The organism is Moritella dasanensis ArB 0140 (assembly GCF_000276805.1).
Classification (GTDB): domain Bacteria; phylum Pseudomonadota; class Gammaproteobacteria; order Enterobacterales; family Moritellaceae; genus Moritella; species Moritella dasanensis.
This window is the reverse complement of record NZ_AKXQ01000006.1, coordinates 115,504-130,852: the sequence shown is the minus strand read 5'-3', so window position 1 is coordinate 130,852 and position 15,349 is coordinate 115,504. Positions and strand designations below refer to the sequence as shown.

General features: G+C 39.8%; 11 protein-coding genes. 9 read left to right on the top strand and 2 right to left on the bottom strand.

The window, feature by feature from the left end; translation table 11 throughout:
• Positions 1 to 163: 163 nt before the first annotated feature.
• Positions 164 to 2,401 (bottom strand): NADP-dependent isocitrate dehydrogenase, encoded by a 2,238-nt coding sequence (locus tag A923_RS0106780; RefSeq protein WP_017220912.1) that lies wholly within the window; start codon positions 2,399 to 2,401, stop codon positions 164 to 166.
• A 554-nt stretch (positions 2,402 to 2,955) separates the two neighbouring features.
• Here A923_RS0106780 and A923_RS0106775 point away from each other — a divergent pair.
• Complete coding sequence (locus tag A923_RS0106775; protein WP_017220911.1) at positions 2,956 to 3,306, top strand: putative quinol monooxygenase; 351 nt, start codon at positions 2,956 to 2,958, stop codon at positions 3,304 to 3,306.
• Between the two features lie 117 nt (positions 3,307 to 3,423).
• On the opposite strand, the gene A923_RS0106770 is transcribed toward A923_RS0106775, so the two are convergent.
• On the bottom strand, positions 3,424 to 4,275 hold the full coding sequence (locus A923_RS0106770; protein ID WP_017220910.1) for a tetratricopeptide repeat protein: 852 nt from the start codon (positions 4,273 to 4,275) through the stop codon (positions 3,424 to 3,426).
• 199 nt (positions 4,276 to 4,474) lie between these two features.
• Between A923_RS0106770 and A923_RS0106765 the strand changes: the two genes are divergently transcribed.
• The 8 genes from A923_RS0106765 to A923_RS0106730 all read left to right on the top strand — a co-directional run bounded on the left by A923_RS0106765 (position 4,475) and on the right by A923_RS0106730 (position 15,249).
• Entirely contained in the window at positions 4,475 to 6,208 is a 1,734-nt protein-coding gene (locus tag A923_RS0106765; protein WP_017220909.1) for a DUF1800 domain-containing protein, read from the top strand.
• A gap of 11 nt (positions 6,209 to 6,219) precedes the next feature.
• Complete coding sequence (locus A923_RS0106760; protein WP_017220908.1) at positions 6,220 to 7,704, top strand: DUF1501 domain-containing protein; 1,485 nt, start codon at positions 6,220 to 6,222, stop codon at positions 7,702 to 7,704.
• Between the two features lie 306 nt (positions 7,705 to 8,010).
• The gene (locus tag A923_RS0106755) at positions 8,011 to 8,742 is read left to right on the top strand and encodes a Crp/Fnr family transcriptional regulator (RefSeq protein WP_017220907.1); all 732 of its coding nucleotides are present in this window, start codon (positions 8,011 to 8,013) and stop codon (positions 8,740 to 8,742) included.
• A 41-nt stretch (positions 8,743 to 8,783) separates the two neighbouring features.
• Complete coding sequence (locus A923_RS0106750) at positions 8,784 to 9,539, top strand: substrate-binding periplasmic protein (RefSeq protein WP_026006117.1); 756 nt, start codon at positions 8,784 to 8,786, stop codon at positions 9,537 to 9,539.
• Positions 9,532 to 11,709: an HD domain-containing phosphohydrolase gene (locus A923_RS0106745; protein ID WP_017220905.1), complete on the top strand. Its 2,178-nt coding sequence runs from the start codon at positions 9,532 to 9,534 to the stop codon at positions 11,707 to 11,709. Before A923_RS0106750 ends, A923_RS0106745 begins: the two co-directional genes overlap by 8 nt.
• The gene (locus A923_RS22045) at positions 11,691 to 12,200 is read left to right on the top strand and encodes a hypothetical protein (RefSeq protein WP_017220904.1); all 510 of its coding nucleotides are present in this window, start codon (positions 11,691 to 11,693) and stop codon (positions 12,198 to 12,200) included. The genes A923_RS0106745 and A923_RS22045 overlap by 19 nt, the downstream gene beginning before the upstream one ends.
• Positions 12,193 to 13,305 carry a GGDEF domain-containing protein gene (locus A923_RS0106735; protein WP_017220903.1) on the top strand — a complete coding sequence of 371 codons (1,113 nt, stop codon included), beginning with the start codon at positions 12,193 to 12,195 and terminating at the stop codon, positions 13,303 to 13,305. The genes A923_RS22045 and A923_RS0106735 overlap by 8 nt, the downstream gene beginning before the upstream one ends.
• A gap of 327 nt (positions 13,306 to 13,632) precedes the next feature.
• Positions 13,633 to 15,249, top strand: a complete 1,617-nt coding sequence (locus tag A923_RS0106730; RefSeq protein ID WP_017220902.1) for a BCCT family transporter — start codon at positions 13,633 to 13,635, stop codon at positions 15,247 to 15,249.
• The last annotated feature ends 100 nt before the right edge of the window (positions 15,250 to 15,349 follow it).

The window sequence follows — 15,349 nt, the reverse complement described above, 5'->3', positions numbered from 1 at the left end:
GTATTGTGGAGGTGTATTTGTTATTGAGTATGGAGAATATGTTTGATGATATTAAATCTGTATGGATGAAAAAACCCGCAATAGACTCGTCTATTACGGGTTTTTCAGAAAATAACGATACTCTGTTATTTTCTGAGTACTATATCTTAACGAAGCGTTGTTATTAGCTAATCGCTACATTCAGTACTGCATTGAATGTTTTACTTGGACGCATAATCGCTTCCATCTTCGCTGGATCTGCGTTGAAGTAACCACCAATATCAACAGCTTTGCCTTGCGCCGAGTTTAGCTCTTCAACAATTTTCAACTCATTTTCAGCAAGACTTGCTGCAAGTGGTGCAAATTTAGCCGCAAGTTCAGTATCTTCAGTTTGCTCTGCGATACATTTAGCCCAGAATAAAGATAAGTAGAAGTGACTGCCACGGTTATCTAACTCGCCAGTACGACGTGAAGGTGATTTACCGTTATCAAGTAACATTTCAGTTGCTTGGTCAAGTGTCGTTGCCAGTACTTTAGCTTTAATGCTGCCTGATTTTTTCGCAACAGATTCTAAAGAAACGGTTATCGCTAGGAATTCACCAAGTGAGTCCCAACGTAAATGGTTTTCTTCAACAAGTTGTTGTACGTGTTTCGGTGCTGAACCACCCGCACCGGTTTCAAACAAACCACCACCGGCCATTAACGGCACAATAGATAACATCTTAGCACTTGTACCTAATTCCATAATTGGGAATAGGTCAGTCAGATAATCACGCAGAATGTTACCTGTCGATGAAATAGTATCTAGGCCGCGGACAACACGTTCAAGTGTATAACGCATCGCACGTACTTGTGACATGATCTGAATGTCTAGTCCGTCAGTATTATGATCTTTAAGGTATTCATTGACCTTAGTGATCAGTTCATTTTCATGCGGACGATAGCGGTCAAGCCAGAATACAACCGGAGTATCAGAATCTCTTGCGCGTTCTACAGATAATTTAACCCAGTCGCGGATTGGTGCATCTTTAACTTGGCACATGCGCCAGATATCGTCTTTCTCAACGTTCTGAATCATGAGTACTTCACCGGTATCGATATCGACGATACGCGCTTCACCGGTTGCAGGTGCTTCGAATGTTTTATCGTGTGAACCGTATTCTTCAGCTTTCTGTGCCATTAGGCCAACGTTTGGCACGCTACCCATAGTGACTGGATCAAATGCGCCGTTGGTTTTACAGAAGGCGATTATTTCTTGGTAAATACGGGCAAACGTTGATTCTGGGATCACGGCTTTAGTGTCTTTTGGACGACCATCTGCACCCCACATTTTACCACCACTGCGGATCATAGCAGGCATAGATGCATCTACGATCACATCGTTTGGCGCGTGTAGATTTGAAATACCTTTATCTGAATCAACCATCGCTAGTTCTGGACGATGAGCATGACAAGCGTGTAAATCACGGCGGATTTCTTCACGTTGTGAACTCGGCAGATCTGCAATTTTTTCGTAAAGGTTAGATAAACCGTTATTGACGTTTACGCCAAGCTTTTTAAATAATTCATCATGTTTAGCAAATGCGTCTTTATAGAAAATTCTTACCGCGTGGCCAAATACAATTGGATGAGATACTTTCATCATCGTCGCTTTTACGTGGAGCGAAAACATCATGCCTGTTTCATAAGCATCTTGCATTTCTTGTTCGTAAAAATCACAAAGTGCAGTTTTACTCATATACATGCTATCGATAATTTCGCCATCGAGTAATGCAAGGTTATTCTTAAGAATGATCGTTTCACCATTCTCTGCTACTAGTTCCATTCTCACTGTGCGAGCACGGTCTAGTGTGATAGATTTTTCGCCGTGATAGAAGTCGCCTTCACGCATATGTGCAACGTGAGTTTGCGATGCTTGACTCCACTTACCCATTGAGTGCGGGTGTTTACGGGCGAAGTTTTTAACCGCTTTTGGTGCGCGACGATCTGAGTTACCTTCACGAAGTACCGGATTTACCGCACTACCCAGTGCTTTAGAATAGCGTTGTAAAAGCGCTTTTCCTTCATCTGTCTGTGGGTTTTCTGGCAGGTTTGGAATGTTGAAACCTTGAGATTGCAATTCACTAATCGCTGCTTGCAGCTGTGGTACAGATGCACTGATGTTAGGCAATTTAATAATGTTAGTGTTTGAATCTTGTGTCAGACGACCAAGTTCGCTGAGGTTATCTGGTAACTGTTGTTCTTCGCTCAAGTACTCTGGAAATTCGGCTAGAATTCGGGCTGCAACCGAGATATCACTTTTAACGACATCAATACCGGCAGCTGAAGTGAATTTTTCTACGATTGGTAGCAGTGAGTAAGTCGCCAATAACGGCGCTTCGTCCGTTAAAGTATAAATAATCTTTGAGTTTTCTTCAGACATGTTATTCCCTGGATTACTAGCATATGGTCCCCCGGCTAAATATTCGGAACATCTGACCTAGTGTCTTAAATAAGCGTAGATCCTAGGGGGATTGATAAATGTTATAGCTAGGTTGCAGAAATCGCAACAGCTGTTATCCTAGCAGATGCTCCGTATCTACTATCCCTATAGTATCATAAAAATCCTGTCGTCAATCTTGTTTTACGTCAAAACACTTGAAATCATACCACTTTGTCACGATTCATGAGGCTGTGATTTGTCACTACTTCGCCATTTAAAAATGCTTTGTGTAACTATTTCAGTGGTTTCTAGTAACCGCTTGTTAACTGCTAGGCTACACATCTATCTGTTTACAGCCGTGAGTTACTTCACTATAAAGCCTACTTTCGACATGATTAAAAATGGTGATAAACGATTCAGGTTTAAATTATTATATATTTTAGTGAATGGATAAGAGAGTGTATTCACCTCAATAATTACTTTGACGTTGTGTGTTTTAGGTGTCATTTTAACTATTATTATTTAATATATCGAAACTAAAAGGATGTTTTAAAATGACAAGCCGAGTATACGTTTTAGCGCAATTCAAACCAAAGGAAGGCAAACAAGATGAGTTGTTTGAAATCTTAAAAGCATTAGAACCGGATTCATACCGCGAGGAAGGTTGTATTCAATATATGCTGACTCGTCAAATTAGTCATCCAAGCGCCAGCAACAATGAATACTCAATTGTCTTTAACGAAATTTGGGAAAATGCTGAGGCTTGGACTGCGCATGGCAACAGAAAGCAGATCCAACATTTTTTCGAGACGCAAGTACAAGCTGAGACGGGGCTGGTTGCAGACGTTATGGTAACGGCTTATACAGATGAAGGTAATCATTACGATCATCCTGTTTATGCATAACGAGTGTATTTGAATAAAAATTAAGCATAAAGATAAAGAGTAAAAACCTGAGTATGATACTCAGGTTTATGATCCACTTATTCGCTGAAATACTTAAACTAAGTGATTAGCTGGCAATTAATACATCAAGGTATACAGCTTACGACGGTAATCAGCTACAACGGCAGCATCTGTCATGACTGATAATAATTCTAAATAAACCTTTCTTGCGCCACCTTCTAAGAAATCATATTCTGTAGATAAGATCTTATACAACAATGCCATCGCATCATTATGCTTGTTTGCTGTTTGTAATTGGATAGCTAGATCATAGGCAATTTGTAAGTCATCTGGATTGGCTTCATGGGCAGCTGTTAACGCTACAATTTCAGGCGTCTCAGCGGATTTTTTTGCTGTTTCTAAATGCGAACGCAGCGTTTGATATTGGTGACTTTGTTGCTCTTCTTCTGCAAACGTATCTAGCAGGGCTTCAGCCGCTTCAACTTGGTGTGAACCGAGTAGGGCTTGGGCATAAGCAATTTTGATATCGGTATTATCTGGTGCCAGTTCGTAAGCTTGGCCCATTAGCGGTACGGCTTCTGCAAACTTGCTGTCCATTAATAACATTTGTGCTTGTTGCAGCAATACTTGTTCTTGCTTTGGTAAATGACGGCTGATTATTTCACGGATAGCCGCTTCTTCTTGCTCGCCAACAAAGCTATCGATAGGCTTACCGTCTTTAAAAATCGCTACGGTTGGTAAACTTTTAATACCAAATTGCTGTGCTAATTCTGGGTGACGGTCGCAATTAAGTCGCGCTAGTACAATTTCACCATTTAAGCTTTGCGCTATGTTTAATAGACGCGCACTCACTTGGTTTTCTGGTGCACGTTCAGACCAGAAATCAATGACGATTGGTTGTGAGTATTTGCCTTGTAGCAAGATCTCTTGAAAATTTTCACTGGTAAGGTCAAGGATATAATTCTGCACTGATTAACTCCATCAAATTGCGTGTAGATATAGTTTTGGTATGGTCTAGATATAGATTTTGTATATGAAAGACATATGGGGGATAAAGTTAGCATAATCAAGTCCGCATGATCTGCTTATCACTGTGATCTAGCTCACTGTCGTAAAAACAAAATCAGCATATATTCAAAGGTCACCGTTTTTAAGGATGTGATCTAGGATGAGTAAATCTTTATTTGTAAACGGTATCAGTTGTGCATTGCTCGCTTGTTTTAATTTAACACCTGCAGTTGCCAGTGATAGCTTGGTCGTGACACAAGTAAATAGTTACAGTGCGCAACAGGCAATGAACGTGTCATCGTCAGTAACCAACGCTGCAGCAAAATTATTATATCAAGGCAGTTTTGGCCCTACGCCTGCCGCATTATTAAGTGCCCAACAGGTCACGCGTCAGCAATGGATTGCTGCGCAGATGCAATTGTCGCCAAGCTGGCACTATCCTTTAACAGTACAATACTGTGATGGTTCTATTACCCCGACAACGATTGACGCTGACAATGTTAGCCGCGTTAATGACAAAAAATCGACTAATCCACGCGCCTGTTTAAAAGCGCAAGAATCAGTTTGGTTAGAACATGCCTTAACGGCGCAAGATCAATTGCGTCAACGCGTCGCATTTGCCTTATCGCAGATATTCGTGGTATCAAGCCAAGAACCGCCATTGGCAAAATATGGCGATGGGTTGGCCTGGTATTACGATTTATTAGTCAAACACAGCTTTGGTAATTATCGTGATTTATTGCAAGATGTCACCTTGTCTCCCGCGATGGGCGTTTATCTTTCGATGCAAGGCAATCGCAAAGAAAATCTAAACAAGAACACCTTCCCCGATGAAAACTACGCCCGTGAAGTGATGCAGTTATTCAGTATTGGTTTGTATCAATTAGATATCAGCGGACAAGCTATGTTAGATAAGCAGGGCAATAAGATCCCGAGCTATCAACAAGATGATGTTGAAAACTTAGCGCGGGTATTTACCGGGTGGGATCTGGTTGCAAACAAACGTTATGGTAATCGCCGTAGTGGTCGTTACGATACCTTTATGGAATTGTCACCAAAGCAACATGATTACCAGGAAAAACAATTATTCGGTCAATCGATCAAAGCCGGAATGAAAGCGGACAAAGAATTATCTGCGAGTTTAGATTTATTATTTAACCACCCCAATGTTGGCCCTTTTATTAGTCGTCAACTGATCCAACGCTTGGTGTCATCAAACCCATCGCCTGATTATATTAAACGCATCGCAATGATCTTTAATGATAATGGTGTCGGTGAACGTGGTGATTTAGGCGCGGTAGTCCAAGCTATTTTATTGGATGATGAAGCCCAAGGTGCGGTTACTGAATCGGCTTTAAAATTAAAAGAACCGCTGTTAAATTACGTTGGTTTTTTACGTGCATTTTCAGCCACGCCAAAATCAGAACATTATCAATTACGTCAGCTGAACGGGACGTTTGGTCAGGGAGCCATGCGTTCGGACTCGGTATTTAATTTTTATCAGCCAGACTTTCAAGCGAACTACCAACCTGATTTAAAAGCCAATGATGGCTCATCGAGTACATTGCCTGCTAACCAACAAATGACCACTGTGTCGCCAGAATCACAGATTATGGTTGATCCTCTTATTATCAAGCAGCTATCGTTAATGTTTAAACAAACCATGTCAAACAAAGCGAATTTTGATTTGGACCTTACTGAGCCATTAGCGCTTGCTGATAACAGCGTGGATATGCTGGATTACCTTGATCAACTATTACTGGCAGGAAAAATGACCCCTGCATTCAAAGCGCAATTACAGTCACATTTAATTAATATTAAAGGTCAGAAAAGGCAGTTGAAAGAAGCCATTTACTTAATTGTCAGCTCTGCTGATTACGCCGTGCAACCTTAGGATTTATCACCATGATTTTACGCAGGGAAATACTTAAGGCATTTGGATTACTCGGCGCATCAACTGCATTACTGCAATCTAATCCATTGCAAGCATTGCAAACGATTGCCGATAAACAGCAAGCATTGCAAACGATTGCCGATAAACAGCAAGCTGCAAGCGATTATAAAGGACTGGTTTGTATCATGCTTAATGGCGGTAATGATGCGTTTAACATGGTTTTTCCTGATACGTCACATCCAGAATATCAAAATTATATGGACACCCGTCAAACCTTGGCGGTACCAAATTATGTCAGTCAACCGCAGTACTTGGCCAATAAAGGAGATGAACGTTACAGTAAACAGCTATTACCTATCATGTTACGTGATGTTAATGGTGAACAGCACGCGCTTACTTTCCATCCTGGTATGACAGGGTTACAAGCGTTAAGTCGAGACCAGCAAGTCGCTGTTATCGCCAATACTGGTGTATTGATTGAACCGGGTAGCCTCGAAGAATTTAAGCAAAGTCAGAAAAGTAAACCCGCATTTTTATTTGCCCATAACCAACAACGTAAAGCAGTTTATTCCGGTATCGCTGATAACAATGTGACGACGGGCTGGGCTGGACATATGAATGAATTACCGCGTTTTAAACATGGCTTGAGACAAGGTAAGCCGAAGGCTGTATTACCCATGGGTATTTCTTTCCGAGGTAGTAATCAATGGTTACGTGGCCAGCAAACTATGGGCGCGGTATTAGCGCCTGGCAAACCGGGTAAAATTATCGGTCTGGGTGAGCAAGGCAATAAAAGGCAGCAAGCTAGAACGGCAACCGTACAAGCGTTACAGTCCTTGCCAAGTGATGATGTGTTATTACGTTTAATGCGCGGCAAGTTAACCTCGGCGCAAGATCTCGCTGCAGTTTTAACGCAGCTTTGGACCAAGCACGGTAAAGCGCTAGCAGAGATTGAAGCCATGTTTGATGATGGCAAGTTGTCGCGACAATTAGCGGCAGTGGCGCAAACAATCTTTTTACGCGAAAGTTTAGGTATGCAGCGACAAGTATTTATGGTCGAGCTAGGCGGTTTCGATACTCATGCAGGGCAGATAGATAAGCAGCCGTTATTACTGGCTGAGTTAAGCCGTGCAATAACCAGTTTTCAGCAAGCGTTAGCGTCTTTTTCTTTAACCAAGCAAGTGACCACCTTTACTGCGTCCGATTTTGGTCGTACTTTAACCAGCAATGGTAATGGCACCGATCACGGTTGGGGTTCACATCAATTAGTTGTAGGCGGCGCAGTGCAGGGGGGATTATATGGTCAGTGGCCAAGCATGTTACGCGGTGGCGTTGATGATTACCGCAGTGGCCGTTTATTACCTACCACTTCACTAACTCAGACCAATGCCAGTTTAGCTGCGTGGTTTGGAGCCTCTAAAAGTGAAGTTAATACACTGTTTCCTAATCTAATTAATTTTCCCGGGGGGGCGTTGCCACTCTTTAAAAACGTTTAATCATACCGCGCTACATGCTACTACATCGCACAACATAAAACTCAATCACTCTCTATCCCTAAATAAACAAGACGGTTTTTAGCCTCCTTTTTCACATCTACTATGTCTAAAAATTACCCCTGCATAAGCGGATTAAAAATTAAATATATGCGATTAAAGTCGAAACCATGTGTCCGGAACCGGACAGAAAGGCGTGGTGTTCAATGTTAGTGTTATACAAATTTTTATCATCAGGGCATTATTCATTTATCTTAGGCAGAGGCTGCAGCAGTCTGAGGTAATAATACCCAATTAAGGCTACATACATTGATCCAGCTGGAGATTGCCAAACATATAATTTGGCCAACTACATTATCAAATAATACCAAGCGTAAACTCATTGAAATAGCACAATGTAAAACAGAATTTACGGATGAACGCCAGATTTTTTCTGATGGCGTTTGTTATATATATCAAGGCACGGCTGCTATTTGCATGCAAGCTAAAAATTTAAAAACAGTCAACCATATGGTAATGGGAAAGCAAGAATGGTTTGGTGATTGTCAATCAGTGAAAAATAATTTGTTGTCGTTTTCCTTATCAGAAGTCGAGCCGCTTAATTTAGTGTTTTTTCCGAGTAACCAATTAAATCGTTTGATGGAAAATGACCTAGAAGTGGTGAAATGGTTGTATCACGTAGTAAATGGGTCACAGCAGAAATGGCGACAATCACAGTTACTTTCATCTGAGAATAAATTAATAAAAATTAGTTGCTTACTGATTGAATTAGCCATGCAACAAAGACAAATAAAAGGGGTATTTCCTAAAATCGCAATTTCACAGCAGACGACAAGTATGATTCTTGGCATTGCACGGCAAAGAGTCAATGAAGCGTTGAAACAGTTAGAAAGTTTGGGTTATATCGAATTGGAAAGGAGCAGTGTTTACATTACCGATTTTAAAGGGTTATGTGGAATATTGGATAATGTAGATTTAAGTATTCGAGATCCTCGAATTTCGTTAAACACGATCATGTGTGAACTGACTGCGTCAGCATAATATTAGCAAGTATGAAGAGTATGGTTGGAAACGAGATTAATATGAGACATTTTTTAGGTGTGGCCCTTATTTGTTTAATGTTTCCTTTTAAGGTATTGAGTGTACAAAATAAAGTGTTGGATGTTGGTTTAATGGATCAAGGGCGTCCACCGTATTTCACATTACCTACAGAGACAGCACTAGCGACAGGTTTATACATTGATATTTTGGATGAAATAGGGAGAGAAGTCGGAGTTAAATTTCGTTATCGATTTCTTCCTCAAGCACGGATTCGACATTTGATGAACCATTATCGTATTGATGTGGAACCTGGAATCGCCAAAGAGTGGCGAACTGAGGAGATTGAATTAAAGCAGAGCGTTTATAGCACCACTATTTTAACGTCTTCAGAAGTAGCTGTTTACAATCCCAAGAACATCAAGATACCAGTCACTAAAGATGTGCTCGCGTCATTAACACCTTGTTCAATCCTTGGTTTTTTTGATTTAGATTTATCGAAAGATAAACTAAAAGACCAGCACATTAAACCCCAGCAAGTATTAACCGAAATTCAGTTGCTACAGATGATCAAAAACAAGCGTTGCGACTTTGCTGTATTTCCTAAGGATGTGGTTAAACCACATTTAAGCCGACTGGGATTAATGGCGACAGATAGCGTGGCCGTTTTTGATCTTAAGATACGTTTTACAGAGCAGTATTCAGAACTACTACCGCAGGTTAATAACGCAATCGAAACAATGTTATATAACGGTAAAATTGAAGAAATAATATCTAAATACAGAGGCGTACGTGATTAATAGATTGAACAAACTGAATTTTGTTATTATTTTTGTATTATTTTTGATTGGCGCAATGGTGATGTTCTTTATTAATTCAACATCCGATGATAAACCGTTAACAACGGAATTTGAAGTCGCAGAAGAGATATCATTAATTAGCGCAGCATTAGTTTATAACATGGATTATAGGCAACTTGATGTAATCATGAATGTCATGATAAATAACCGTAAAGATATTATGAATGTGACGATTATTGATGATGTGAGCAAAGGCGTCGTGTTCAGTTATTCACTGAACGGTAAAACGAAAACGACAGCGTTTAATGGTTTATCGACGGGATATATGAAAAGACATTTATTACCGATTGTTTATGATGGTCAATTGATTGGTTCGGTGAGTGTTGAATTAAAGCCTAAATTATTATCATCCAATAATCGGTATCATCAGAATACTAGCTTTATTATTGTGTTCTTTTTACTGGTGCTTATTTTTCTTAATTTGATGTTTTATGCACTATTAAAATTGAGTGTTTCTAGCTCGCGAAAGGTGCAGTTTGGTTCTAAAAAATTTATCTACGTCATTATGTCATGCATGTCTGTTTTTATTGCGATGACGGTGTTCGGAGGTTACTTTATTATTGAAAAGAATAGATCCATCATTGAAAGCCGTGTTGAATTGTATTTAAACAAAAACATCGCAGACTTTAATCGTGACATGCAAAAAACCAAAGGAATACTAGAATCGATTTATAACCAGATGACGGAAACGGTAGAGTTCCAAGGTGTTTATCAAGCATTACTGGACAAGAATCAGAGTAATAATGCAGTCAGTGATAGACAGGCTAATGATGACTTATTGAATATTATTAATCGCTTCCGTCACTTTGGTATTAGTTATGATCTCTCTTTTATTATCATGAATGTTGATGGTGATATTGTCGCAAGGCAGGGAAATTCAATCGCTGCCGATGATATAACCAAGACCATTAATAGTGCCTTTATTGCGGCATTAAGCGGGCATGCTGAATTCTTGCCACCGAAGAAAGCTGACAATAACCCCGCTTCTCAATACTATGCAGACCTCTATTTTAGTTATCCAATAAAGGATGCTGCGGGTAACGTGTCCGGTGTGTTTTTTAGTGAAATACCGAAACTACCGTTTATTTATGCTGATATGTCCCAATATGATTTTGCCACCTCTGGTGAACTGATTGCGACCAATAGCGACGGCTATATTGTGTCTAAATGTCGATATCCTCAAGACAGTATGATGAATTGTGGCTATATGCAGTCAGCGATTACCTCTGTGCATTACTCAGATCAAAATGAAAACTATTTAGAGCTATTTGATGATTATCGTGGCCAAGAATCTTATGTGCTGACCAGTTGGCATGATGAACTTAATGTCATTTTAGTCTCCAAAATGTGCAGCTCTGAAGTACTTGATAGCTTCTACGAATTCCAAAAAGGCATCATCTTGATTTTGGTGGTGATGAGTACCTTTACCATTTTCAGCACTATCTATACCTTATTATTAGGTAAGAATGCCAACGATAAACTGATCAAATCTAACCACGGTATTATCAAACGGCTTGGTCATGCTGCAGAGTTTAAAGATAATGAAACGGCTATGCATATTGTCCGAATGAGCTATTACTCCAAAATTATCGCCACCAATCATGGTTGTGAGCCTGTTTGGGTTGAACTGTTGTTCAATGCTGCACCTATGCACGATATTGGAAAAATTGGTGTCCCCGACCATATTTTGCAAAAACCGGGGAGGTTAACACCGGATGAATGGGTGATCATGCGTCAGCATCCTGAGTTTGGTGCACGTATTATTGGTAGCCAAGACAACGAGTTACTGCGAATGGCGCATGATATTGCTATTGCGCACCACGAAAAATGGGATGGTACTGGTTATCCTTATGGTATTCAAGGTGAAGACATTCCTATTTCTGCTCGGATTATTGCCATTGCCGATGTGTTTGATGCGCTCACGTCTGACCGAGCTTATAAGAAAGCTTGGACACAAGAGGACGCTGTAACCTTAATTTGCAGCGAATCGGGCAAGCATTTTCAACCAAGCTTGGTTAATACATTTATCACATCACTTGCTGAAATTAGTGATATTAAAGCGAAATATACGGATAAGAATAAAGAGATGTCATGCAGAATCGTAAAGTAATAATAGGTTTATTAATCAGTGTTTTCAGTATGCTTTCATTGGTTGTACAGGCGAGTAATAAACTCGTTTTTAGTATGGAGAATAGCCAGCAGAATACATTACTCAATTTTACTATGACAGAGCTACAAGCGTTAAGTCGCGGTAATATAACGACGCCGATGCCTTGGGAAAAAGAGAGTAAGACTTATACCGGTGTTTATGTGGATCAGTTAACAAGAGTTGTTAACGCTAGTAATGACAGTCACATTTATGTTCACGCTAAGAATGGCTACAGTGTCGCAATATCACGGGAAGACATTAACCAGCATCAGTATATGCTTGCTTATGCTATCGATGGAAACGCGATAACGCGCCGAAATAAAGGACCATTAATGCTGATTCGAGATTTGAGGGGGATTGCCCCTGAGGACATCAACAACTTGGAGGTTGAGAGTCATCTAGTTTGGTTTGTTAAAAAGATAAGCACGTATGGTGGAACTCAGCATGAATGAAAAAAAAGACACTATCATGAAGTTTTCACCTTTGGTATTGATCATCGCGATTGAATTAGGTTTGATGGCTTTTATTACCTTTAAATATAATCAAAGTAATAAAGAAGTGACCCGTAATATGGAGTCAATTCGCGCTTCATACTGGGCATCGTGGCACTTTGGTGAACAGTTAGCTCGACTTGAACGCCAAGTGAGCGACGATATCTATTTAGACAATAACGACAGTGACGCGATTGAAGAAAAATTAGATTTTTTGATGGTAAGCTATGAGTTTTTAGCCTCTGACGTCAATATATCGCCTCTGTTGAAAGCCTATGCGGTGGAAACATTGCAGAGTGATGTTACTGAACTCGATCGGTTGGTATTAGCGGTTGTTGCTAGCCACGAACCGATTAAGCAATATAAAGTCATCTTAGATGTGATTAAAAAATTAAAACTAGGCTATAAGAGTGTTGTTTTTTTTGAGTTGAAAGGTTCTGCCTTTAAAGTATTAACGAAAGATATTGAGGCTAATCAGCAGTATTTTTTGAAGATTATTTATAGTGTCTTTTTAATTGTCACGTTTTTACTGGTGGCCTGGGCGATGACTTATTTAAGTTTTAAACGCTCCCAAGCTTTATCAAATATGGATGCACTGACGTTATTGCCCAATCGTAAACGGTGTGTGGAATTTGTGCGGTTGAAAATAGATAAGAAAGAGCCGTTATGTTGTTTTTTTATTGATCTTAACGGTTTTAAACAAATTAATGACACCATCGGTCATTTAGCGGGGGACGAAGTACTTAAAGTTATTGCAAAAAGAGTCTTGTATAGCATGAGTGGTAACGATCTTTTTGCTCGCATTGGCGGAGATGAATTTATATTAATTTTATCTGACTACCAGACGTCAGATAATATTGAAATGATAGTTGAAAGGATCATCAATCAAATTAAACAGCCGATTAATGCCGATGGTAAGGTGGTTAATGTGGGTGCTGCTATCGGTATTTCTTTTTTATCGGAGCAAATCGACACGGTAGAAAAGTTATTCTCGACAGCAGACGCAGCGATGTATGAGGCGAAATCTTTAAAGCAGGGGAGCTCAAGTAATTATAAATACCATTGATCGGTCAATATTTATATATTGCTCATATGTGACTGTCATGCCTCTGAATTTAGATGATCTGGTTAATTAGATAAAATGAGCTTCAAACGCAAGTTCTAGCGTTTAAGTCATTATGACTAAATACTTATATATAAAGGTGTCGGTAATTACGTAGTTTATGTTTTTTACAATTTCAATCCCTATTAACAAGCTTTATTTGAGTTCTTATCGCGTTGTTGCTACTCTGCGCACGTAATTTATCAATTGGTCACCGCATTCGTATGTGATGGCCATATCGTTTCTACTTTTCGATTAAAAAGTATTGCAGGATATGCTTAAGCATTAATTATGGATAGTACGTTAAATAAACATAGGTCGACAGATACATATAGCTCGACAAATAAGTACAGTATTGAAACCACCGATTACCAAGTCGGTCAGGATAACGTTCAAAAATGGGGCTTCGATATACATAACACTGTATTCGGTATTAGCGCCAGTTTAATCTTCTTACTCATTTCAGCCCTCCTCTTCGTAGACCCATCGACAGCAAAAGAAGTTCTAACTAATGTTAGAAATAGCATCATGGCAGAATTTGATGTGGTCTTTATGTGGTCAACTAACTTCTTTGTTATTTTTACTATGCTATTGATTATATCGCCGTTTGGTAAAATCCGAATCGGTGGTAAAGAAGCTAAAACAGATCATTCAACCTTATCTTGGTTGACGATGCTATTTGCTGCTGGCATGGGGATTGGCCTGTTGTTTTGGGGTGTTGCTGAACCAACTGCTTATTTCACTAACTGGTGGGGTACGCCATTAAATGTTGAACCATTCACGGCAGAGGCTAAATCATTAGCGCTGGCGGCAACGGTTTATAACTGGGGTATTCACGGCTGGGCTGTTTACGGCGTTGTTGGTCTTGCTCTGGCTTTCTTTTCTTATAATAAAGGTCTGCCACTCTCTATTCGTTCGGTATTTTATCCGATCATTGGTGATCGAACGTGGGGCTGGGCTGGTCATACTGTTGATATCTTGGCGGTACTTGCGACGTTATTCTCGTTAGCGACATCACTTGGTTTAGGTGCGCAGCAAGCGGCGAGTGGTATCAACCATGTATTTGGTACTGAAGGCGGCCTTGGCTTGCAGCTGGTTGTTATTGTCCTTGTTACCCTAGTGGCAATATTCTCCGTTATGCGCGGTATTAATGGCGGCGTTAAAATATTGAGTAATATCAATATGGTGTTTGCATTTGCACTATTAATCTTTGTATTGATTATTAGTTTTGATGTAATTATGGTAACAATTCCAGAAACATTTGTTGCTTACGCAGATAACTTTATTGCTTTAAGTAACCCGCATGATCGTGGCGATCTAGCGTGGATGCAGGGTTGGACTGTATTTTATTTTGCATGGTGGATTTCATTAGGTCCATTCGTGGGTATGTTCATTGCGCGTATTTCTAAAGGTCGTACAGTACGTGAGTTCTTGTGTGCAGTGATTTTTGTTCCTACATTAGTGACACTGATATGGATGGCGACGTTTGGTGGCATTGCTATCGATCAAGTGATTAATAAAGTCGGTGAACTAGGTACTAATGGTTTGACTGATATTTCGTTATCATTATTCCACGTATATGATGCAATGCCGTATGGTGATGTATTGTCAGTATTATCAATTGTATTGGTATTAATCTTCTTTATTACGTCATCGGATTCTGCTTCCCTTGTGGTCGACAGTATTACGTCGGGTGGTAAGGTTGATGCACCAGTTCCACAACGTATTTTCTGGGCTGTTATACAAGGTTCAATTGCGGCGACTATGCTTTGGATTGGTGGTACCGATGCGCTACAAGCTTTACAAGCAGGTGTTGTAACTACCGGACTACCCTTCGCCTTGTTAATGCTAGTGATGTGCGTGAGTATCATAAAAGGTTTAAATTCAGAGTATCATTTATATAAATAATGACTTTGTTTACCAATACTTACTCATGGTTAGTCATAAGTATTTTTAAAATATAAGTATTAAAACTGTATTTTATAAAATCAAAAATGAGTAATGTAAA